The sequence below is a fragment of the Luteococcus sediminum genome (genome assembly GCF_054783495.1).
This window is the reverse complement of the sequence record NZ_BAAGQL010000050.1, coordinates 1-21,479: the sequence shown is the minus strand read 5'-3', so window position 1 is coordinate 21,479 and position 21,479 is coordinate 1. Positions and strand designations below refer to the sequence as shown.

The following is a 21,479-nucleotide window of genomic DNA, read 5'->3' as shown; positions in this document are numbered from 1 at the left end:
GGCGATGGTGGCCCCGGCCACCGACACTCATATGTCCCACACAGACCCCTCCAGCGACTTCGGCGCCAATGACTGGCTGATCGAGGAGATGTTCGAGAAGTACAAGGCAGACCCGAGCAGCGTGGACGCCTCGTGGATCGCCTTCTTCGAGAAGAACTCCCCCAGCAGCGAGAACAAGGCCTCCGTGTCCGCCACTGCGTCCAAGTCCCAGCCGGCCAGGAGCGAGCAGCCCGCCAAGGCCACTCCCGCTGCGCAGGCTCCCGCCAAGAGGGAGTCCGCTCCCGCCCAGCAGGCCGAAGCCGCCCCGGCGCCTGCCGCCAAGAGCAGCAAGGTCGAGCAGCGCGAGAACCGCGCCGAGGCCCCTTCGACGCCCGGCGCCGGGTCCAAGCTCAGCGCCAACGCACCGAACCCGTCGAACCGGCCCAAGACCGAGCGTCAGGAGCCGAAGCGCTCGGTGATGAAGGGCGTGCCGATGCGCACGGCCAAGGCGATGGACGCCTCGCTGTCCATGCCCACCGCCACCACGGTCCGCTCGGTCCCGATGAAGCTGGTGATCGACCAGCGCACCGTGATCAACAACTTCCTGAAGCGCTCCAAGGGCGGCAAGGTCTCCTTCACCCACATCATCGGCTTCGCCATGATCCAGGCGCTCAAGGCCATCCCGGGCATGAACAATGCCTATGACGTCGACAACGGCAAGCCCATCCTGGTGGAGAACCCATCGATCAACCTCGGCCTGGCCATCGACCTGGTCAAGCCCGACGGCACCCGCAACCTGGTGGTGCCCGCCATCAAGGGCTGTGAGCAGCTCGACTTCATGCAGTGGTGGGCCGCCTACGAGGAGGTCGTCAAGAAGGGACGCACCGGCAAGCTGACAGTCGACGACTTCGCCGGCGTGACGGCCTCGCTGACCAACCCCGGCGGACTGGGCACCAATCACTCGGTGCCCCGCCTGATGAATGGCCAGGGAGTCATCCTGGGCGTCGGCTCGATCGACTACCCGCCGGAGTTCCAGGGCACCAGCGAGAGCCGGATCAACGAGCTGGGTATCAGCAAGGTCATGACGCTGACCTCCACCTATGACCACCGCGTCATCCAGGGCGCCCAGTCGGGCGAGTTCCTGCGCAGGATCCACCAGCTGCTGCTGGGGGCCGACGGCTTCTACGACCAGATCTTCGAGAGCCTGCGCATCCCCTACCCGCCGCTGCGCTGGGACACCGACGTGCGCGGCCACCGCTGGAGCCAGGTCTCCAAGGAGGCGCGTGTCGTCGAGCTGATCCAGGCCTACCGCAGCTTGGGCCACCTGATGGCCGATGTCGACCCGCTGGAGTACAAGCAGCGCACCCATCCCGAACTGGAGCTCGAAACCCACGGCCTGACCCTGTGGGACCTCGACCGGGAGTTCGCCATCGGAACCTTCGCCGCCGAGAACCGCCAGGTGCTGACCCTGCGCGAGATCCTCGACATCCTTCGCGACTCCTACTGCCACACCATGGGCATCGAGTACATGCACATCACCGACACCGAGCAGCGGGCCTGGTTCCAGGAGAAGTTCGAGAAGCCGCACACCCCGATGCCCCGTGAGGAGCACCTGCGCGTGCTCGACAAGCTCAACGAGGCGGAGATCTTCGAGACCTTCCTGCAGACCAAGTTCGTCGGCCAGAAACGCTTCAGCCTGGAGGGTGGTGAGTCGGCCATCGTCCTGCTGGACGAGATCTGCGAGCAGGCCGCCAACAAGGGCCTCGACGAGGTGTGCATCGGCATGCCGCACCGTGGCCGCCTCAACGTGCTGGCCAACATTGCCGGCAAGAGCTACGGCCAGATCTTCCGTGAATTCGAGGGAAGCATCGGAGTCGGTGGCACCCAGGGCTCGGGTGACGTGAAGTACCACCTGGGCACCGAGGGACAGTTCACCGCCGCCTCCGGTGCCACCATCAAGGCCTCGGTGGCCGCGAACCCCAGCCACCTGGAGACGGTCAACCCCGTCCTGGAAGGAATCGCCCGCGCCAAGCAGGACCGTCTGGGCCGCGACGACTACCCCGTGCTGCCGATCCTGATGCACGGTGACGCCGCCTTCAGCGGCCAGGGCGTGGTCTACGAGGTGCTGCAGATGAGCCAGCTGCGGGGCTACCGCGTGGGTGGCACCGTGCACGTCGTGATCAACAACCAGGTCGGTTTCACCACCTCGCCGGTCGAGTCTCGCACCAGCGTCTACTGCACCGACGTGGCCAAGGTGGTCCAGGCGCCGGTCATCCACGTGAACGGCGACGACCCGGATGCCTGTGTCCGTGCCGCCCGCGTGGCCTTCGAGTACCGTCAGCGGTTCAACAAGGATGTCGTGATCGACCTGGTCTGCTACCGCCGTCGCGGACACAACGAGGGCGACGACCCGAGCTTCACCCAGCCGAGCATGTACGACCTGATCGAGCAGAAGCGCTCGACGCACAAGCTCTACACCGAGAGCCTGATCGGTCGTGGTGACATCACCACCGAGGATGCCGAGGCGGTGATGAACCGCTTCCGCGCCCGTTTGGAGGATGTCTTCAAGGAGGCCAAGGAGAGCATCGGCGACGACGAGTACACCCGCGTGCCCTACTACCCCACCAAGCCGAACGAGAAGGCCGGCACGGCCATCGGTCGTGAGATGATGGAGGCGGTCGCCAGGGTCCATGCAGAGGTCCCCGAGGGCTTCACCGGCCACCCGAAGGTGCTGCCCCAGCTGCAGCGTCGCGCCAAGCAGATCCTCGAGGGCCCGATCGACTGGGCGACCGGTGAGCTGCTGGCCTTCGGCTCCCTGCTGATGGAGGGCCGCCCGGTCCGCCTGACCGGCCAGGACTCCCGACGTGGCACCTTCAGCCAGCGCTTCGGCGCGATCGTGGACCGCGTCTCGAACGAGGCCTATGTGCCGCTGAAGCACCTCACTGAGGACCAGGCCTCCTTCGACATCTACGACTCGCTGCTCAGCGAGTATGCGGTGCTCGGCTTCGAGTACGGCTACTCCGTGGCCGCCCCCGAGGCACTGGTGCTGTGGGAGGCGCAGTTCGGTGACTTCGTCAATGGTGCCCAGAGCGTCACCGACGAGTACATCAGCTCGGGCTTTGCCAAGTGGGGCCAGAAGTCGGGCGTCGTGCTGCTCCTGCCCCACGGCTACGAGGGGCAGGGACCGGACCACAGCTCCGCGCGTTTGGAGCGGTGGCTGCAGCTGTGCGCCGAGAACAACATGGCCGTCTGCCAGCCCTCGACCCCGGCCAGCCACTTCCACCTGCTGCGCCAGCACGCCTACGTCAACTGGCACCGTCCTGTGGTGATCGCCACCCCGAAGTCGATGTTGCGCAACAAGCTGGCCACCAGCCAGCCCGAGGAGTTCACCGAGGGAAGGTGGCGTCCCGCACTGCCCGATCCGACGATCACCGACCCGTCGGCCGTCAAGCGGATCCTGCTGTGCTCGGGCAAGGTGCGCTGGGATCTGGTCCAGGCCCGTTCGAAGGCCGGGCTCGACGGCCAGGTGGCCATCATCGCGCTGGAGCGGCTCTACCCGCTGCCCGCAGAGGAGCTGGCCAACATCCTCAAGGAGTACGGCCACGTCACCGACATCCGGTGGGTGCAGGACGAGCCCGAGAACCAGGGCCCCTGGCCCTTCCTGGCCCTCAGCCTGCCGGCTGCGGTCAAGGAACACCTGCCCTCGCATGACCTCGAGATGAGGCTGGTCAGCCGTGCTGTTGCCGCGGCCCCGTCGGTCGGCTCCAACAAGGTGCACCAGCAGCAGGAGAAGGACCTCGTCGACCGCGCCCTGGCGGAGTGACGGGTGTACTTCACCGATCGAGGCCTCGAGGAGCTGGCCTCCCGTCGTGGTGACGAGGAGGTCAGCTTCGCCTGGCTGGCGGAACAGATGCGCACCTTCGTGGACCTCAATCCCGAGTTCGAGGTGAGCGTGGAGCGCCTGGCCACGTGGCTGGCCAGGCTGGACGAGGAGGACGAGTGATGACGAGCGCCGAGCAGCTGGTGCGCAGAGAGTTCACCCAGTGGGCAGGACATGATCCGCAGGGTGTCTGGTTCGCCCCCGGCAGGGTCAACCTGATCGGTGAGCACACGGACTACAACGACGGTCTCGTGATGCCCTTCGCGCTGGCGCTTGGCGCCACGCTCGCGGCCGGCCGACGCGAGGACGAGCAAGTGCGGATGCTCTCACTCGACCTCAACGAGTCGGTGGAGCTGGGGGCGCTGCGCCCCTACGACCAGCCCATGGCCACCACTGGTTGGAGCGCCTACCTGGCCGGGGTCGTGTGGGCACTGCGCCAGGCCGGGCATCCGGTGGGCGGCATCGAGATGGTGCTGTCCAGCGACGTCCCGATCGGTGCCGGGCTGTCCAGCTCGGCCGCCATCGAGTGCGCCGTGGTCGCGGCGTGCTGTGACCTCTTCGAGCTTGACATTGCCCCGATGGAACGAGCCAAGCTGGCCCGGGTGGCCGAGAACTACTTCGTCGGGGCCCCCACCGGGCTGCTCGACCAGGCCGCATCCACCCTGTGCGAGGCCGACGCGATGCTCTTCCTCGACTGTCGCAGCCTCGAGGCCGAGTCGGTGCCGCTGCCCCTGGCCGAGCAGGGACTGGAGATCCTGGTGCTCGACACACGGACCCCGCACTGCCACGTCGACGGTGAGTATGCCGAGCGACGGGCCACCTGCGAGGCCGCGGCCAAGGCCCTCGGCATCGGCACGCTGCGCGAGGTGACGGACCCGGACGAGGCCCTCTCGCGGCTGGACGACGAGCTCCAGGTCAAGCGGGCCCGCCACGTCCTCACCGAGAACCAGCGTGTCCTGGACGCGGTGGAGCTGGGACGGGACGGGCGCCTGCGCGAGCTCGGCCGCCTGCTGGACGAGTCCCACGCCTCGATGCGAGACGACTTCGAGATCACTGTGCCCACCGTCGACCTGGCCGTCGAGACCGCCCGCCAGAGCGGAGCGTTGGGCGCCCGGATGACCGGCGGCGGCTTCGGTGGCTGCATCATCGCCCTGTGCGAGCAGGGCAAGGGTGACGGAATCGCAAAGCAGGTCGCGACGGCCTTCGCCGAGGCCGACTTCCACGAACCCAGCTGGTTCAGTGTGGTTCCCTCGGCTGGGGCGCACCGGCTCTGACCCCCTGCCAAGGAGCTGGCGCGGCCGCTCCTGATGGGCGGTCTGACGGTCGCGTCAGTCGGCCATCGACTCACGCAACTGCGCCAGGTGCTGCCTGGTACCGGCAACCATCGTCACCACGGCCAGGGCCACGAAGATCCAGAGCCACCAGCGGTGCGAGCCCCGTGCCGTCGAGACTCCGACCAGCACGTGCAGCAGCGATGAGGCCACCACGGCGCCCGAGGCAAGGCCCAGTGCCCGATGGTTCAGCCACGCGATGCCTGCCAGCGAAGCCGCATAGACGATCAGCATCGCCGCGATACCGACGGAGAAGATCCCGTTGTCGACCAGCAGCGAGGAGATGCCGACGGCGAGGAATACGATCGCGGTCACCAGCGTTCCCACTGAGGCAATCCGGGAGGCCAAGCGGGGCGCTGCCGAAGGGTCGTTGTCAGGCACCGCCCCAGAGTATGCGGGAATTGGGGACACTCAAAGTCTTGTCAACTGGCCCCTGAGTTGCCAGACTCATCTAGGCTGGTTTCACGGAGCGTCCGTGCCCACTGCCCAGGTCGCCCGCAAACCCACTTCCCCTTCACCAGGGCCGGATTGCGACCGGAATGCAATGACTAAGGAGTACAACGAATGGATTGGCGCCACAGGGCCGCCTGCCTCACGGAGGACCCGGAGCTCTTCTTCCCCATTGGGAACACGGGCCCCGCGATCCTGCAGATCGAGGAGGCGAAGAAGGTGTGCCGCCGCTGCGAGGTGCGCGAGCAGTGCCTCGCCTGGGCCATCGAGGCCGGACAGGACCACGGAGTCTGGGGAGGCCTGAGCGAGGACGAGCGCCGGGCCATGAAGCGTCGTCAGGCGCGTTCCAGGCTCAGGAACTCCTGACTTCCACGGCCCGACCCCGACAACCGCAGCACCCCCCAGCCACGACTGGCAGGAGATGGCAGCCGCCCGAATTCTCGGGCGGCTGCCGTCGTGTGCGTCAACACTTCAACGGAACCAGGATCCGGGCACGTGCCCCAGGACCATCCACACGGTTCGACAGTTCAAAGGATCCGCCCAGGTCCTCCAGCAGCGTGCGCACGATGGACAGTCCCAGGCTGCGCGTGTGCCGGGTGTCGAAGTCCTCGGGAATGCCGCTGCCAGCGTCGAGGACGTCGACGACCAGTGCCCCGTCGAGGCGTTGGGGGCGTACCACGACCTCGCCCGAGGAAGACTCCAGTCCGTGCTCGACGGCGTTCTGGCACAGCTCGGTCATCACCAGGGCCAGCGAAGTCGCGGCGTCGGCCGGAACCAGGCCGAAGGTCCCGTCGCGCCGGGCCATCACTTGGCCTGAGGAGGCCGCCACGTCGCCGACATTGCGCAGGATCCGGTCAGCGACATCGTCGAAGACTGCGACCTCCTCATAGGACTGTGACAGGATCTCGTGCACCACGGCGATCGACTGCACCCGTCCCATGGCGTCCTTGAGGGCATTGCGTGCCTCGGGTGAGTCGATGCGACGCGACTGCAGCCGGAGCAGGGCGGCGACCGTCTGCAGGTTGTTCTTGACGCGGTGGTGGATCTCGCGGATCGTGGCGTCCTTGGTCACCAGTTGACGCTCCTGCATGCGCAGGTCCGTGGTGTCCTGGCACAGCACCAAGGTGCCCAGGCCTTCACCGCAGCGTGACAGCGGGATGATCCGCAGCCGCACCGAGCCGCCCGCATTCGAGACCTCGGTCTCGATGGCGCGACGTGCTGCGAGGTCGGTGCCCACGCTCTGGCCGACCTCCTGCAGTCCGCCCACCAAGGACTGCGTGAGGGCACGGAAGTCCTCGCCCACCACGTCACTGGTGTGTCCCAGGGCGCGGTAGGCACTGACCGCATTGGGGCTGGCGTAGGTGATGGTCCCCTCCAGGGTGAGCGTCATCAGCCCGTCGCCCACCTTGGGGCTGAAGGTCGGATCGCTGGGGGGCTCGATCGGAAAGATGGCGTGGTAGAGCATGTCGGCCAGTACGTCGGCCGTCTCCAGGTAGGCATCCTCCAGGGCGCCCGGAGCGCGCACACCCATCTGGTTGGTGTGGCGCTCCACCACTGCGATGCAGCGTCCCTCGCGCATCACGGGGATCGCCCAGATGTCGACGGGGATCCCTGCACTCAGCTGGTTGTCGCTGGTGGCACAGATCGCCTCGGACAGGTAGGCCGCCGTGACCATGTGCTCCGGGTCATAGGAGATGTCGTCACCGACGACATCATCCTCGAGGGCCGTCGGTCCGGTGGTGGGACGGATCTGGGCAGCAGCCCAGAAGATGCTGTCGTCGCGGTCGGGAACCCACAGGATCAGGTCGGAGAAGCTCACATCGGCCAGCAGGTGCCACTCGTTCACCAGCCCCTTGAGCCAGGCCAGGTCGGCATCGCCCAGCGCCGTGTGTTCAGCCACCACCTGCGTCATCGTCAGCATGTCGGCAAGCCTAGCCAGTTGGCGCCAGCGGTCGAGAAGATGGAATAATGGCCGCTCAGCCTGGACACGCCGGGCCCCGGTGCCTCGTCACCGGTCAACGAGACCTCAGAGGAGTCGTCATGGGCAAGACTGGACGCAAGCGCCGCGCTCGCCGCAAGAACAGCGCCAATCACGGAAAGCGTCCCAACGCCTGATTCCGCGCAGACCACACAGGAGCCCCCGACCGTTTGGGTCGGGGGCTCCTGTCATGTCTCGCGGCTACCGGGCCGCACCGATGGGGCGCGGGCTCAGCGCAACTCGACACGCATCTGGACGATGCGCATGCGCAGCTGGCTGCTGGCAGTGGCCGGCGGGTGACAGCGCCGCAGCAGGTGGCTGATGGCCTGCTCGACATCGAAGTCGTCCATGCACCGCTCGCAGGCGGCGAGGTGGTGCCGGATCTCATCGGCATCCGACTCCGGCAGTTCACCGTGCAGGAAGGACTGCACCTGGCCCAGCGCACGGCTGCACGCCATCAGGTCGTCCTCGGAGGCGTGGTGGCTGTGGGGCTCAGTCATTGCGAGCCTCCTTCGCGGCGGCAATACCCTGGTCGGCGGCGTGCTCGACGAGCTTCTTGCGCAACTGGGCGCGGCCGCGGTTCAGCCGCGACATCACTGTGCCGATCGGGGTCCCCATGATCTCGGCGATCTCCTTGTACGAAAAGCCCTCGACGTCGGCCAGCAGGACGGCCTGGCGGAAGTCGGCGGACAGCTCGTTGAGTGCCTCCAGCACGGCGCCGTTGGGGATGCGGTCCAGCGCCTCCATCTCGGCCGAGCGCAGCCCGGTGGAGGTGTGCGACTCCGCCTGGGCGAGCTGCCAGTCCTCCACGTCGGCACCGCCGGTGGTCTTCGGCTGGCGCTGCTGCTTGCGGTAGCTGTTGATGTAGGTGTTGGTCAGGATCCGGTACAACCAGGCCTTGAGGTTGGTGCCCGGGGTGAACTGGTGGAAGGAGCTGAAGGCCTTGGCATAGGCCTCCTGCACGACATCCTCGGCATCGGCGGGGTTGCGCGTCATGCGCAGCGCAGCACCGTAGAGCTGGTCGAGGTAGACCAGGGCGTCACGTTCGAAACGTTCCGCCCGCTCCTCGTCGGTCTCGGCTGCGAGGACCGCCTCCAGCTCGTCGACGGTGCTGTCGATGGAGCCGTCGTTGGGACCCTGGACGCCATCGGCGTCCAGGCCGTCATGGGTGGCACCTGGAAGAGTCATCACTGATGACAGTACCGAACTACGCCGCGACACGGCGTCAGTCACCGGCACGGGTCTGTCGAGAAGCATCACCATGAGCCTCACAACGGACCGTGGTGCTCGGTTATTCCAGCAGGCCGGGCTGGAGCGCCATCGGCTCGCGCAGGGCTGGCGAGTCATTGCGCACATTGCCCACCGCGCTCGAGACCGGCCAGGAGGTCATCTCGCCGGGCCCTGGCAGGTGCAGCAGGTCATGGGCCACCAGCGGGTCCACCAGTGCCGGATCGAGCCAGTCGTCCCAGTCCCGGCGCAGCACCTGGACCGGCATCCGGTCGTGGATGCGGCCCAGCTCGTCATTGGCCTGGGTGGTGATGATGGTGCAGGTGGCCAGCCATGCCCGGGGATGGTCATCGGGCAGGGAGGGGTCCCGCCAGAACTCGTAGAGCCCAGCCATCACCATCCACGGCGGCTCGCCGGCCCGCTCCACCGGCTGGATCCACCAAGGCTGCTTGCCCGGCCGTCCCCCGTCGGTCGCCGGTGTGCGCTGCCACTCGTAGTAGCCGTCGGCCGGCAGCAGGCAGCGACGCGTGGCGAAGGCCTTGCGGAAGGAGGCTTTCTCGGCGACGGTCTCGACCCGGGCATTGATCAGCCGCGCCGCAGCACTGCGGTCCTTCGCCCAGCTGGGAACCAGCCCCCACCGAGGACGGGCCAGGGTGCGCATAACCTCGTCGGTCTGCCTCGAGCGCCGGTCCATCACGGCGGCCACGGGATCGGTCGGGGCGATGTTGAACCGGGGGCGCAGCGGTGGCAACGCCGGGTCGTCGACGACCTGCTGCACGTCGAAGACCTCGATCATCTCCTCGGGACTGGCCGAGGCGGCATAGCGACCACACATGCCGACCAACCTAGCCGTGCGTGGCCAGAACTGATTTCGCCCCGTACTGATTTCGCCCCGTACTGATTTCGCCCCGTACTGATTTCGCCCCGTATTGATTTCGCCCTGTGCGCAATGCCTTGTCGTGGTGCCGCGAGGAACGGTAGGAAGGAGGCATGACTCTCACTCGTGCAGCCGGGCGAACCATGCTCGCCAGTTTCTTCGTCGTCAACGGCGCCAAGGCCGCGGCCAGGCCCGACCAGCTGGTCGCCGACGCCGAGCCGATCGCACGCAAGGTGGTGCCGCTGGCCCAGCGGATCGCCCCGCCGAGCGTCGCAAGCTATGTTCCCGAGGACACCAAGTCGCTGGTCCGCGCCACCGGCGCCGCCCAGGTGCTGGGCGGCCTGGGCCTGGCCACCGGTCTGGGTCGTCGCCTGTCGGCCAGCCTGCTGAGCGCCTCGATGGTGCCGCACGTGCTGGCCTCCCGACCCGCCAAGGGCGCCTCCGCCGAGGATCGCACCGCTGCACGTTCGGTGATGCTGCGCAATGTGGCCCTGCTGGGCGCCACCCTGCTGGCCAGCCAGGACACCCAGGGCAAGCCCTCGCTGGGCTACCGCGCCTCCAAGCAGGCTGCCGCGATCAGCAAGGCCGCCTCCAAGGAGAAGAAGGACCTGGAGAAGCAGGCCAAGCAGCTGACCGGCCCGTCCAACAAGCGCAAGGCCAAGAAGCAGGCCAAGCAGCTCGAGAAGCAGGCCGCCAAGCTGCAGAAGCAGGGCGCGAAGAAGGCCAAGCAGCTCACCAAGCAGGGCTCCAAGAAGGCCGACGAGCTCGCCAGCCAGATCGAGTCGCTGCTGTCCTGACGGTGAACCTGCCGTGCCGACATCCGGGTGGGCTGCAAGAATGCGCCAGTGACCAACCACACGCCCGCAGGCATGCCTGAGATGATGTCCACCACCCATGATGCCGGGCCCTGGCCGATTCCGATCGCGCCAGGGCCCTTGCATGCCCGCATCCAGGTGCCCGGTTCCAAGTCCGAGACGAACCGGGCCCTCGTGATCGCGGCCCTGTCCGAGGATCCGAGCACCATCCGGGGCGGGCTCGACGCCCGCGACACCCGCCTGATGCGTGATGCGCTGCGCGCGCTGGGCGTCGCCGTCGAGGAGCAGCCCGGGCAGTGGTTGGTCACTCCCCCGGACCGCTTCACCGCCGCACCCGTGCCGATCAACTGCGGCCTGGCCGGAACGGTGATGCGTTTCGTGCCGCCGCTGGCCGCACTCGCCGTGGGCCGCACCGTCTTCGTCGGCGACCCGGAGGCCAGCCACCGTCCACTGTCGCCGCTGCTCGACGGCCTGGCACTGCTGGGCGCCACCGTGGAGGGCAACACGATCCCGTGTGCCGTCACCGGCCCGGAGATGCTCGAGGGCCGTGAGGTGACCATCGACTCCAGCGGCTCCAGCCAGTTCATCTCCGGCCTGTTGCTGGTCGGCGCCCGCCTGCCCAATGGCCTGGTGCTGCGGCATAGGGCCCCCGACAGCTCCGAGCCCCCCAGCCGGCCTCACCTGGACATGACGGTGGCGATGTTGCGGGAGCACGGCGTCCAGGTGACCGAGACCGAGCCGGGCCTGTGGCAGGTGCTGCCCGGCCCCGTTGTCGCCGTGGACCAGCTGGTGGAGCCGGACCTGACCAGCGCCGCGGTCTACCTCGCCGCCGCCGCGATCGCCGGTGGCAGCGTCACCGTCGCCGGCTGGCCGCGGGAGACCACCCAGCCCGGAGACATGGTGCGTGAGGTCCTGGCCCGGATGGGAGCCGACGTGGCGCTGCGGGACGGCGAGCTGACGGCCACCGGGACCGGCGACCTGCACGCGGTCGACATCGACCTGCACGAGGCCAGCGAGCTGACCCCCGTGGTCGCTGCCCTGGCCGCACTGGCAACAGGACGCACCACGATCCGGGGCGTCGCCCACATCCGCGGCCACGAGACCAACCGGCTGGAAGCCCTCGAGGCCGAGCTGCGCCGCGTCGGCGTCCAGGCCGAGCAGACCGCCGACGGCCTGGTCGTCGAGGGCGTCGGGCTGACCGGTGAGGGCCTCCACGCCGCCGACTTCCGCTCCTATGCAGACCATCGCATCGTGCACACGGCGGTCCTGCTCGGACTGGTCGTCGACGGCTGCACTGTCGACGACGTGGCCTGCACCAGCAAGACCATCAACGACTTCGACCAGAGCTGGCAGCAGATGCTGTCCGGCTCCCAGGAGGTGGACCGGTGAGCCCCAAGGCCATCCGCGGCGCGATGGGCCGTTACCTGCGCAGTGACGCGCTGGACAGCTTCGACCGCCCCCGCAAGCGCACCCGCCCCCGCACCAAGGACCGTCCCGACTATTCGGACCTGCCCTTGGGGCGCGTCATCACCATTGACCGTGGACGCTACCGCTGCCAGACCGGCGAGGTGATGGTCACTGCCACGAAGGCCCGGTTGCTGGGGCGCAAGGGCGTCATCGTCGGTGACATCGTCCGCCTGGACGGGGACATCAGCGGCGAGGAAGGCACCCTGGCCAGAATCGTCGCCGCCGAGGAGCGCACCACCGTGCTGCGCCGCACCGCCGACGACACCGACCCCTTCGAGCGTCCGATGGTGGCCAATGCCGACCAGATCGTGATCGTGACCGCCCTGGCCGACCCGCCGCCCAGGATCGGCATGATCGACCGCATCATGGTGGCTGCCTTCGATGCCGGCATCGAGCCCATCCTGTGCCTCACCAAGGCAGACCTGGCCAGTCCCGACGAGCTCGTTGCCGCCTACCGCCCCCTGGACGTGCCCATCGTGGTCACCGAACCCGGCAGCGACCTCGCCGAACTGCACGAACTGCTGCGCGACCGGGTCAGTGTGCTGGTCGGCCACTCGGGCGTCGGCAAGTCCACCCTGGTCAATGCGCTCATCCCGGGCGTGAACCGTTCCATCGGCGTGGTCAACGACGTCACCGGCCGCGGCCGGCACACCTCCACCTCTGCGATTGCGCTCGAACTGCCCGACGGGGGCTGGGCGATCGACACCCCCGGCGTGCGCAGCTTCGGGCTCCAGCACGTCACCCCGGAGTCGGTGCTGGCCGCCTTCGGCGACCTGGAGTCGCTCACCGCTGCCTGCCCGCGCGGCTGCCAGCACGGGCCGCAGGACCCTGAGTGCGCACTGGACGCAGCCGTCGACGAGGGCCGCCTGGCCCCTGAGCGGCTGGCGAGCTACCGGCGGATGTGGATGGCCGGCCGCCTGCGGGACTGGGAGCTGTGAGCGGCGCACCCTGACGATAGGCTGACATCCATGGCCCCCCTCAATCGTGACAACTACACCGACGACCTCCGACTGGCACACCTGCTGGCCGACAATGCGGATTCGCTGACCATGAGCCGCTTCCGCTCGGGCGACCTGAGGATCGAGACCAAGCCCGACATGACGCCCGTCTCGGATGCAGACGTTGCCACCGAGGAGGCCATCCGGGCCACCCTGGCGAAGGCGCGCCCCCGCGACGCGGTGCACGGCGAGGAGGGCTCCGACACCGGATGGGGGCCCCGACGCTGGGTGATCGACCCCATCGACGGCACCAAGAACTACGTGCGGGGAGTGCCGGTGTGGGCCTCCCTGATCGCTTTGATGGTCAATGACGAGGTGGTGGCCTCCGTGGTGAGCGCCCCGGTGCTGGGTCGTCGCTGGTGGGCCAGCAAGGGCGACGGAGCCTATGCCGGCAAGACACTCCTCAAGGGCCAGCCGATCCACGTCTCGCAGGTCTCGCGCCTGGAGGACTCCTCCTTCAGCTACTCCTCGCTGGACGGGTGGATGACCTCGGGCCGCGGCCAGCACTTCGTGAACCTGCTGCGCACCAGCTGGCGGACCCGTGCCTTCGGCGACTTCTGGAGCTACATGCTGGTGGCCGAGGGGGCCGTCGACATCGCCAGCGAACCCGACCTGGAGCTGCACGACATGGCCGCGCTCGACATCATCGTGCGCGAGGCCGGCGGACGCTTCACCAACCTCGACGGGCTCGACGGGGTCAAGGGTCCGGGGGCGATCGCCACCAATGGCCAGCTGCACGAGGCGGCCGTCGAGGCCTTGGCCCGCGACGAGCACTGAGCCGGGCTGACCCCAGACCAATGGCGGCGGCCACTCCCCGTGGGGAGTGGCCGCCGCCATGTGCTCGGGGGGGTCAGATGACGCGCACCCAGACCGTCTCGTCCAGCTCGCGCAGCTCCCCTTCCAGATTCGGATGGCTGCCGCTGACATCGGTGATGGCGTAACCCAGGTGCCCGCGTGTGGCCAGTGTCTGGAAGGTGATGTTGCCGTCGTGCTGGGCGAAGACCTGGTTGAGGCGGGCCATCACGCCGGGAACGTTGTGGTGCATGTGCAGTACGCGGGTGCCCTCGAAGGACTCGGGGGCGATCTGCGGCACGTTGACGCTCATCTGGGTGCCGCCGGTGGTCAGGTGGTCGAGCATCTTGCCAGCGACGAAGCGGCCGATGTCCACCTGCGCCTCCTTCGTCGAGCCGCCGACGTGCGGGGTGAGCACCACATTCGGGCGTCCCCGCAGCGGCGACTCGAAGGCCATGCCCGCCTTCTTGGGCTCCGACGGAAAGACATCGATGCCGGCACCGGCCAGGTGGCCGCTGTCGAGGTGGCGCACCAGTGCGTCGACGTCGTAGACGTGCCCACGGGCGAGGTTGAGGAAGATGGCGCGGTCCTTCATCTGGGCGAACTGTTCCTCGCCGAAGAAGTCCTTGTTGGCGCCACGTCCGTCGACGTGCAGGCTCACGACATCGGCCTCGCGCAGCAGCTCCTCCAGGCTGTCACAGCGCCGCGCATTGCCCAAGGCCAGCTTGTCGACCAGGTCGTAGAAGATGACGCTCATGCCGAAGCTCTCGGCCAGCACCGAGAGCTGGGCACCGATGTTGCCGTAACCGACGATGCCCAGCGTGCGTCCCCGCACCTCGTGCGAGCCCTCGGCCGACTTGTTCCAGACACCGCCGTGCATCATCTGGTTCTTCTCGCCCAGGCGTCGCGCCAGGGTGATGATCTCGGCCAGCGCGAGCTCCACCACGGACCGGGTGTTGCTGTAAGGGGCGTTGAAGACCGGGATGCCGGCCGCCGACGCTGCGGCAAGGTCGACCTGGTTGGTCCCGATGCAGAAGCATCCGACCGCCATCAGCTGCGGGCAGGCCTTGATCACCTTCTCGGTGAGGTTGGTGGTGGAGCGGATCCCGAGCAGCTCGACGCCCTGCAGGGCCTCGATGAGCTCGTCCTCACCCAGGGCGCCGGAGCGCGTCTCGACCTCGACGCCGGCCTCGCAGAGGATGCGGGTCGCTTCGCTGTGGATGTTCTCGAGCAGGAGTGCTTTCACCCGCGGCAGTCTAGGGGGCCGGGCAGGAAACGGGAGGCGCGTCTCACCTGCTTGGACGAGTGCGCCGCTGCAGGTCCAGAAGCGGTACTGCGTCCATCAGCTCACGGGTGTAGGGCTGCTGGGGATGGTCGTAGACCTGCTCGACGCGGCCCTGCTCCACCAGCTCGCCGGACTTCATCACCACCACACGGTCGCAGACGTGGCGCACCACGGTGAGGTCGTGGGAGACGAAGAGCATGGTCAGCCGGTACTCGTCGACCAACTCGTGCAACAGGTTCAGCACGTGGGCACGCACCGAGACGTCGAGGGCGCTGACCGGTTCGTCGGCGATCAGCACCTCTGGCTTGGGGGCCAGCGCGCGGGCGATTGCGATGCGCTGGCGCTGCCCCCCGGAGAACTCATGCGGGTAGCGTCGCTCGCTGCCGGCCGGCAGACCCACCTGTTCCATCACCTCGCGCAGGCGGGCGCCCCGCTCCACGGGCACGTCGCCTCGCTGGCGCAGCAGCGGACTGCGCAACGGCTCGGTGATGATCTCCCCCACCTGCATGCGCGGGTTGAGCGAGCTGCGGGGGTCCTGGAAGACCATCTGGACGCTCGCGCGCAGGTCGGCCAGTTCCCGTTCCGGCAGGCCGGACACGTCGCGTCCCCGAAAACGCACCTGCCCCCTGGTGGGCCGCTGCAGGCAGGCGATCATCCTGATCAGCGTCGACTTGCCCGAGCCGGACTCCCCCACGATCCCCAGTCGGTCGCCGGAGTCGACGGTCAGGTTCACCGACTTGACGGCGTGGACGGCGTCGGGGCCACGGCCGTGGACCTTGTCCAGGGCGATGGTCTCGACCAGGTGCTGCGATGGTCCGCTCATGGCTTCTCCTGCCAGAAGTCCTCGATGACCGGCAGGCGGCTGCCGGGGACGGCCTGGTCCAGGCGTGCGGTGGCCACCAGCCCGCGGGTGTAGCCGTGCTGGGGATCGCCGAGCACCTGATCGATGGGACCCTGCTCCACGACTCGGCCCTGCCACATCACCATCACCCGGTCACAGATCTGGCTCACCACCGCGAGGTCATGGGAGATGAACAGGCAGGCGGCCCCGGCCTGGTCGAGCTGTTCGTCGAGCACCCTGAGCACCTTGGCCTGCACCGTCACGTCCAGGGCCGTGGTGGGCTCGTCGCAGATCACCAGTTCGGGAGAGTTGACCAAGGCCATGGCGATCATCACCCGCTGCCGCTGCCCGCCCGACAGCTCGTGGGGGTAGGCATCCGCGACCCGTTCTTCGCGCGGCAGGCCGACGCGCTGCAGCATGTCCACCACCTTCTGGCGGGCGCTGCCGCGTGGCAGGTCCTGGTGCAGACGCAGCACCTCGGCCACCTGGCGGCCACAGGCCATTGTCGGGTCCAGGGCAGTCATGGGCTCCTGGAAGACCATCGAGACCAGGTCGCCGCGCAGCCGCGAGAGCTCGGCATCGCCGGCCCCCAGCACTTGGTGCCCGGCCAGTTCCACGCTGCCGGAGACCTGCGCATTGTCGGGCAGCAGCCCCATCAGGGCCAGGGCCGTGACGCTCTTGCCGGAACCCGACTCCCCGATCAGGCCCAGTCGTTCACCCGGGTCCAGACTGAAACTGACCCCTTGGACTGCAGGCGCCCGGCGTCGCCCGAAGGTGACCGTCAGGTCGCTGACGTCGAGCAGGCTCATGACAGCTCCCTCGTGCTCATGACAGCTCCCTCGTGCTCATGACAGCTCCCTCAGGCGCGGGTCGAGCAGTTCGCGCAGGCCGTCGCCCAGCAGGTTGAAGCCGAGCACGGCCAGGGCGATCGCCAGGCCCGGCCAGACGACCTGCTCGGGATGGCTGAACAGCTGTTTGCTCTGCGCCTCGTAGAGCATCCGGCCCCAGGACGGCGTGGTGATGGCGGTGGCCAGGCCCAGGTAGCTCAGGGCCGCCTCGGCGAGGATGGCCATGGCGAAGCTCACCGAGGCCTGCACACCAACCAGCGGCGCGATGTTGGGCCAGACGTGGCGCACGGCGATGGTGGTCCAGGTGGTGCCGCAGCCCCGGGCGGCCAGCACATAGTCCTGTTCCATCACCTGCAGGCAGGCGGCACGGCTGATCCGGGTGAAGACGGGAATGGTGGCGATGCCGATGGCCACCATGCCGGTGGTCGTCGAGCCCCCGACTGCGGCGGCCAGCAGAATGGCCAGCAGCAGCGCCGGGAAGGCGTAGAGGATGTCGGTGATGCGCACCACGAGACGACCCAGCCATCCCTGCCGCATGCCGGCGAGCATGCCCAGCGGCACTCCCACCAGGGCTGCCAGGGAGACCGACACGACACCCACCAGCAAGCAGATGCGCGCACCGGCCATCAGGCGACTGGCGATGTCGATCCCCATCGAGTCGGTGCCCAGCAGGTAGGGCCAGCCGGGCGGACGCAGCCGATGGGCCGGATCCACCAGGGTCGGGTCGTGCGGGGTCCAGACCAGTGAGACCAGGGCGGTGAGCACCACCACGGCGACGATCACGCCGCCGGTCCACAGCTGTATGCGGCTGCCCCTGCCGGGGCGAGCGCCGGTCATGACCCCTCCCGGGTACGGCGAAGGCGCGGGTCGATGGCCAGGTAGGACAGGTCCACCAAGGCATTGATCACCAGCACCGCGGCCACCAGCAGCATCACGATGGCCTGTACCAGCACCAGTTCGCGCTGGTTGACCGCGTCCAGCAGCATCCGTCCCAGACCGGGCAGGGCGAAGACGCTCTCCACCACGATGGCCCCGACCAGCAGGGTGGACAGCTGCAGCCCGAGCACGGTGACCACGCTGAGCGCGGCATTGCGCAGCCCGTGGCGCACCATGGCCGCCCTTCGGGTCCAGCCCACGGAACGGGCGGTGCGGAACCAGTCCTCGCCCAGCACCTCGACGAAGGCGCTGCGCACATAGCGGGTGAGCACTGAGGCCTGCACCAGCGCGAGCGAGAGCACCGGCAGCACCATCCGTCGGGCCCATTCGACGGGATCGCTGGTCAGGGGGACGTAGCCGTTGGCGGGCAGCCAGCGCAGCCGCACGGCGAAGACGACCACCAGGATGATGCCGGCCAGGAAGGCGGGCACGGCCATGCCGAGCTGGCTGAGCACCGAGATGAGGCTGCCGCTCCAGTGGCGCCGACGGGTCGCGGCGACCATGCCGACGGGAACGGCGACCAGCAGCGAGACGACCATGCCCAGGCCGACCAGCCACAGCGTCACCGCCAGTTTGGGGGCCATCATGTGCAGCACGCCCTCACCGGTGCGGGTGCTGGTGCCGAAGTCACCGGTGACCATGCCGCCCAGCCACTCCAGGTAGCGCACCGGCCAGGGACGGTCGAGCCCGAGCTCGACGCGCAGCGCCTCCAGCGAGGCCGGGTCGGCCTGGTCGCCCAGGATGGTGGTGGCGACGTCTCCCGGGAGCAGGTTGACCAGGCAGAAGATCACCAGTGAGGCGACCAGCAGGCTCAGGGCGAAGGCCCCGAGCCTGCTGGCGATGCGTGTTCCGCGGTTCACGGATCAGGCGTCGCGGGAGGCCACGGTGGTCAGGTCGAAGCTCTCACTGGTGGCATTGGCCGGCACACCACTGATGTCGGCCTTGGTCACTACGATGTGTGGGAAGAGCCACAGGAAGTCGGCGGCCGCGTCGTCGCTGAGCGTCCTGGCGGCCTGCTTCATGAGTTCCACCGACTGCTCGTCGTCGGCCTTGTCGGCCTGGGCGATGAGCTTCTGGAAGTCCGGGTTGTCGTAGTGCCAGTAATAGGCGGGGTCGGCGAACTTGTCGATGTCGCGCGGCTCGACGTGGTTGACGATCGTCATGTCGTAGTTGCCGTCGTCGTGCACCTCCTTGAGCCAGCGGGCCCAGTCGAGCTCCTCGACCTTGGCGGTGATGCCGACGGCCTTGAGCTGGCTGGAGATGAACTGTGCCGAGCCGGGACCGTAGGGCAGCGTGGGCACGCGCAGCCGCAGCGTCAGGTTGGACTCTCCTGCCTGCTTCAGCAGGGCCCTGGCCTTGGTCGGGTCATGGGCGTAGTCCTTCGACAGGTCCTCATACCAGGGGTCGGTGGGCGGCACCATGGAGCCGATCATCGTGCCCTTGCCGGCCCAGACCGTCTCGAGCAGGGCCTTGCGGTCGATGGCGTGGCGGATCGCCTGGCGCACCTCGCGCTTCTTCAGCGCGGGATTGCCACCCTTGCCCTGGTTCATCCCGAGCACCACCTCGCCATTGCTGGTGCCCTCGGTGACGGTGTAGCGCGAGGTGTCGGAGAACTGGTCCACCGACTCGGGGGCGGTCAGGTCGCTGATGATGTCCAGGTCGCCGGACAGCATCGCGGAGTTCATCGAGTTGGCGTCGGCGAAGTAGCGGAAGGTCGCCGTCTCGAAGTGGGTCGGGGTGCCCCAGTAGGACTTGTTGCGGTCCAGGCGCACCGACTCGCCCCGCTTCCAGGCGCCGAAGGCGAAGGGGCCCGAGCCGACGGGCTTGCTCGACAGGGTGGCGAAGGAGTCGGGGTCGGCGATGATGCCGGCGCGCGAGGCCATCGCGTAGAGCCAGGACTGAGAGGGGGTCTTCAGCTTGACCGTCACGGTGTCGGCATCGGTGGCGGTGGCGCTGACCACGCCGGACATCTCCTGCTTCAGTGTCCCGACCACTCGCTTGTCGGTGCGGATCCGCTGGATGTTGGCCACCACGGCCTTCGCGTCGACCTTGTCGCCGTCGGAGAAGTGGGCCTTGGGCTGCAGGTCGAAGGTGTAGGTGAGGCGGTCGGGCGAGACCGTCCACTTCTGCGCCAGCAGCGGCTTCAGCTCGCCGGTGCCGTCGATCTTCACTAGCGTCTCGTAGACGTTGTAGAGCAGGGCCTGGGGAATCGCGGCGCCGCTCTGGGTGGTGGGATCCATGGACTCCGGCTGGGCCGTGGCGCCGATCACGAGACTGCGCGCCTGCTCCTGCTGCTGGGGGTCGGGCCCCGTCGAGGAACAACCACTGACCAGTGCCACCAGCGTCGCGGTTGCGAGTGCGCCCTTGCCCAAGGATGCCATGCGTGTTCTCCTGCAGATGTGACGGAGTGCCCGGGCCGGCCGCCCAGGCTGGTAAGACTCTACAACGGGGCAGCCGCCGGCCCCGACGACGCCACATCCCACGAAGGAGTCCCTGATGGCCGAAGGCCAGTCCCCCTCAGCGCGGGCCACGAGGCCGACGCGCCTGGTGGGCAAGGTCGCCCTGCGGGCCTTCGACCTGTCGGAACATGCCGTCGGGCTGGCGAGGGACGAGCAGCACCGGCGTGTCGAGCGCTGGCGTTCCCGGCTGTTCATGATCCTGCAGATCTCGGTCGCCGCCGGCACCGCATGGTTCCTCGGCCAGCACCTGCTGGGGCACACCATGCCCTTCTTCGCCTCGGTGGCCGCGATCATCTGCCTCGGCTTCAGCTTCGGCCAGCGCGTCTCCCGCGTGGTGGAGGTGGCCTGTGGCGTCTTCATCGGGGTGATGACCGGAGACCTGTTCGTGATGCTCGTCGGCACCGGCCCCTGGCAGATCATGCTGGTCTGCTTCGTGGCGATGAGCGTGGCCACCTGGTTCAACGCCAAACCGCTGATGATCAACCAGGCCGGCATCCAGGCAGCCACCGTGATGACACTGATGCCCGCCCCGGACGAGGGCTTCAGCCGGTGGGCCGACGCGCTGCTGGGGTGCTGCCTCGCGCTGCTCTTCGCACTGGTGGCGCCGACGAGCCCGGTGCAGAAGCCGCGCCGCAAGGCCGCCGCCGTCCTGCAACAGGTCTCGCGGACCCTTCGGGAGGCGCGCCAGGCCCTGGCCAGCGGTGACGCCGAGGCCGCCTCGGTGACCCTGCGCCATGCCCGCGACACGGAGCGGGAGCTGACCCAGCTCGTCGAGGCCGCCAACGAGGGTGTCGCGGTGGCCCGCTACTCGCCCCTGCTGCGTTCCGAGCGCGACCACGTCCAGGCGATCGCCGAGATCGTCGCCCCGCTCGACCGGCTGCTGCGCAACCTCAGGGTGCTGGCCCGGCGGGCGACGATTGCCACCTGGCGGGACGAGAAGGTGCCCGAGCCCTACCTGAGGGTGCTCGACGAGCTGGCCGACGTCACCGACTTCTGCGCCCAGGAGCTGGCGGCCCGCCGTCTGCCGTCGAGGGCTCGGGGGCGCATCGAACTGGTGGCCCGTGCCACCGCCCAGATGGGCGTGCAGGGCTCGATGTCGGGCATCGTCGTGCTGGCGCAGGCCCGCTCGATGCTGGTCGACCTGCTGGAACTCACCGGGATGAGCTATGCCGAGGCCCGTTCCCTCGTGCCCGAGATGGACTGACGTGGTTGGCAGATGGCGCCCGCACGGCCCGATCCTGTTGACTCATGTCAAGATGCCCGCGTGGGTCGGGTCGTTGACTCACCTCAAGATGCCCGCTTGTTGAGCTTGGTTC

Annotated in this window: 21 protein-coding genes; 10 read left to right on the top strand and 11 right to left on the bottom strand. The window is 68.4% G+C overall.

Annotated elements, in window-relative coordinates; genetic code table 11:
* The first annotated feature begins 4 nt into the window (after positions 1-4).
* The 3 genes from ACYVKA_RS15490 to galK are packed head-to-tail and all read left to right on the top strand — an operon-like array spanning position 5 to position 5,133.
* A complete protein-coding gene (locus ACYVKA_RS15490) occupies positions 5-3,802 on the top strand; it encodes a multifunctional oxoglutarate decarboxylase/oxoglutarate dehydrogenase thiamine pyrophosphate-binding subunit/dihydrolipoyllysine-residue succinyltransferase subunit (protein ID WP_460706788.1) in 3,798 nt (1,265 codons plus the stop codon).
* A 3-nt stretch (positions 3,803-3,805) separates the two neighbouring features.
* Positions 3,806-3,982: a DUF6104 family protein gene (locus tag ACYVKA_RS15485; RefSeq protein ID WP_394275883.1), complete on the top strand. Its 177-nt coding sequence runs from the start codon at positions 3,806-3,808 to the stop codon at positions 3,980-3,982.
* Positions 3,982-5,133: a galactokinase gene (galK, locus tag ACYVKA_RS15480; RefSeq protein WP_460706786.1), complete on the top strand. Its 1,152-nt coding sequence runs from the start codon at positions 3,982-3,984 to the stop codon at positions 5,131-5,133. The genes ACYVKA_RS15485 and galK overlap by 1 nt, the downstream gene beginning before the upstream one ends.
* 54 nt (positions 5,134-5,187) lie before the next feature.
* Here the strand turns inward: galK and ACYVKA_RS15475 are convergent, their stop codons facing one another.
* Positions 5,188-5,505 (bottom strand): hypothetical protein, encoded by a 318-nt coding sequence (locus ACYVKA_RS15475; RefSeq protein WP_460706784.1) that lies wholly within the window; start codon positions 5,503-5,505, stop codon positions 5,188-5,190.
* Positions 5,506-5,754: 249 nt separating this feature from the next.
* Here ACYVKA_RS15475 and ACYVKA_RS15470 point away from each other — a divergent pair, with 249 nt between their 5' ends.
* A complete protein-coding gene (locus ACYVKA_RS15470; protein WP_394275886.1) occupies positions 5,755-6,006 on the top strand; it encodes a WhiB family transcriptional regulator in 252 nt (83 codons plus the stop codon).
* Between the two features lie 97 nt (positions 6,007-6,103).
* On the opposite strand, the gene ACYVKA_RS15465 is transcribed toward ACYVKA_RS15470, so the two are convergent.
* On the bottom strand, positions 6,104-7,561 hold the full coding sequence (locus tag ACYVKA_RS15465; protein ID WP_460706782.1) for a sensor histidine kinase: 1,458 nt from the start codon (positions 7,559-7,561) through the stop codon (positions 6,104-6,106).
* Between the two features lie 119 nt (positions 7,562-7,680).
* On the opposite strand from ACYVKA_RS15465, the gene ACYVKA_RS15460 reads away from it, so the two are divergent.
* Positions 7,681-7,755 carry a 50S ribosomal protein bL37 gene (locus ACYVKA_RS15460; protein ID WP_394275896.1) on the top strand — a complete coding sequence of 25 codons (75 nt, stop codon included), beginning with the start codon at positions 7,681-7,683 and terminating at the stop codon, positions 7,753-7,755.
* Between the two features lie 93 nt (positions 7,756-7,848).
* On the opposite strand, the gene ACYVKA_RS15455 is transcribed toward ACYVKA_RS15460, so the two are convergent.
* From ACYVKA_RS15455 to ACYVKA_RS15445, 3 genes are all read right to left on the bottom strand, one after another.
* Entirely contained in the window at positions 7,849-8,118 is a 270-nt protein-coding gene (locus tag ACYVKA_RS15455; protein ID WP_394275888.1) for a zf-HC2 domain-containing protein, read from the bottom strand.
* Positions 8,111-8,806, bottom strand: coding sequence for a sigma-70 family RNA polymerase sigma factor (locus ACYVKA_RS15450; protein WP_460706780.1), 696 nt, complete (start codon positions 8,804-8,806; stop codon positions 8,111-8,113). The genes ACYVKA_RS15455 and ACYVKA_RS15450 overlap by 8 nt, the downstream gene beginning before the upstream one ends.
* A gap of 103 nt (positions 8,807-8,909) precedes the next feature.
* Positions 8,910-9,680 (bottom strand): SOS response-associated peptidase, encoded by a 771-nt coding sequence (locus ACYVKA_RS15445; protein WP_460706779.1) that lies wholly within the window; start codon positions 9,678-9,680, stop codon positions 8,910-8,912.
* A 155-nt stretch (positions 9,681-9,835) separates the two neighbouring features.
* Here ACYVKA_RS15445 and ACYVKA_RS15440 point away from each other — a divergent pair, with 155 nt between their 5' ends.
* The 4 genes from ACYVKA_RS15440 to ACYVKA_RS15425 all read left to right on the top strand — a co-directional run bounded on the left by ACYVKA_RS15440 (position 9,836) and on the right by ACYVKA_RS15425 (position 13,779).
* On the top strand, positions 9,836-10,519 hold the full coding sequence (locus ACYVKA_RS15440) for a DoxX family protein (protein WP_460706777.1): 684 nt from the start codon (positions 9,836-9,838) through the stop codon (positions 10,517-10,519).
* A gap of 84 nt (positions 10,520-10,603) precedes the next feature.
* Positions 10,604-11,926, top strand: a complete 1,323-nt coding sequence (gene aroA / locus ACYVKA_RS15435; RefSeq protein ID WP_460707123.1) for a 3-phosphoshikimate 1-carboxyvinyltransferase — start codon at positions 10,604-10,606, stop codon at positions 11,924-11,926.
* A gap of 23 nt (positions 11,927-11,949) precedes the next feature.
* On the top strand, positions 11,950-12,942 hold the full coding sequence (gene rsgA / locus ACYVKA_RS15430) for a ribosome small subunit-dependent GTPase A (RefSeq protein ID WP_460707121.1): 993 nt from the start codon (positions 11,950-11,952) through the stop codon (positions 12,940-12,942).
* Positions 12,943-12,972: 30 nt separating this feature from the next.
* Positions 12,973-13,779: an inositol monophosphatase family protein gene (locus tag ACYVKA_RS15425; RefSeq protein WP_394275892.1), complete on the top strand. Its 807-nt coding sequence runs from the start codon at positions 12,973-12,975 to the stop codon at positions 13,777-13,779.
* Positions 13,780-13,852: 73 nt separating this feature from the next.
* Here ACYVKA_RS15425 and serA read toward each other — a convergent pair whose 3' ends face one another.
* Genes serA through ACYVKA_RS15395 form a run of 6 tightly spaced genes read right to left on the bottom strand, consistent with a single transcriptional unit; the run spans position 13,853 to position 20,085 of the window.
* Complete coding sequence (serA, locus tag ACYVKA_RS15420; protein ID WP_460706775.1) at positions 13,853-15,040, bottom strand: phosphoglycerate dehydrogenase; 1,188 nt, start codon at positions 15,038-15,040, stop codon at positions 13,853-13,855.
* 43 nt (positions 15,041-15,083) lie between these two features.
* The gene (locus ACYVKA_RS15415; RefSeq protein WP_460706773.1) at positions 15,084-15,902 is read right to left on the bottom strand and encodes an ABC transporter ATP-binding protein; all 819 of its coding nucleotides are present in this window, start codon (positions 15,900-15,902) and stop codon (positions 15,084-15,086) included.
* Positions 15,899-16,729 (bottom strand): ABC transporter ATP-binding protein, encoded by an 831-nt coding sequence (locus ACYVKA_RS15410; RefSeq protein ID WP_460706771.1) that lies wholly within the window; start codon positions 16,727-16,729, stop codon positions 15,899-15,901. Before ACYVKA_RS15410 ends, ACYVKA_RS15415 begins: the two co-directional genes overlap by 4 nt.
* A 36-nt stretch (positions 16,730-16,765) precedes the next feature.
* Positions 16,766-17,605 carry an ABC transporter permease gene (locus ACYVKA_RS15405; RefSeq protein ID WP_460706769.1) on the bottom strand — a complete coding sequence of 280 codons (840 nt, stop codon included), beginning with the start codon at positions 17,603-17,605 and terminating at the stop codon, positions 16,766-16,768.
* Entirely contained in the window at positions 17,602-18,564 is a 963-nt protein-coding gene (locus ACYVKA_RS15400) for an ABC transporter permease (RefSeq protein ID WP_460706767.1), read from the bottom strand. Before ACYVKA_RS15400 ends, ACYVKA_RS15405 begins: the two co-directional genes overlap by 4 nt.
* A 3-nt stretch (positions 18,565-18,567) precedes the next feature.
* Positions 18,568-20,085 (bottom strand): ABC transporter substrate-binding protein, encoded by a 1,518-nt coding sequence (locus ACYVKA_RS15395; protein WP_460706765.1) that lies wholly within the window; start codon positions 20,083-20,085, stop codon positions 18,568-18,570.
* Between the two features lie 115 nt (positions 20,086-20,200).
* On the opposite strand from ACYVKA_RS15395, the gene ACYVKA_RS15390 reads away from it, so the two are divergent.
* Complete coding sequence (locus tag ACYVKA_RS15390; protein WP_460706763.1) at positions 20,201-21,367, top strand: FUSC family protein; 1,167 nt, start codon at positions 20,201-20,203, stop codon at positions 21,365-21,367.
* Positions 21,368-21,479 lie beyond the last annotated feature (112 nt).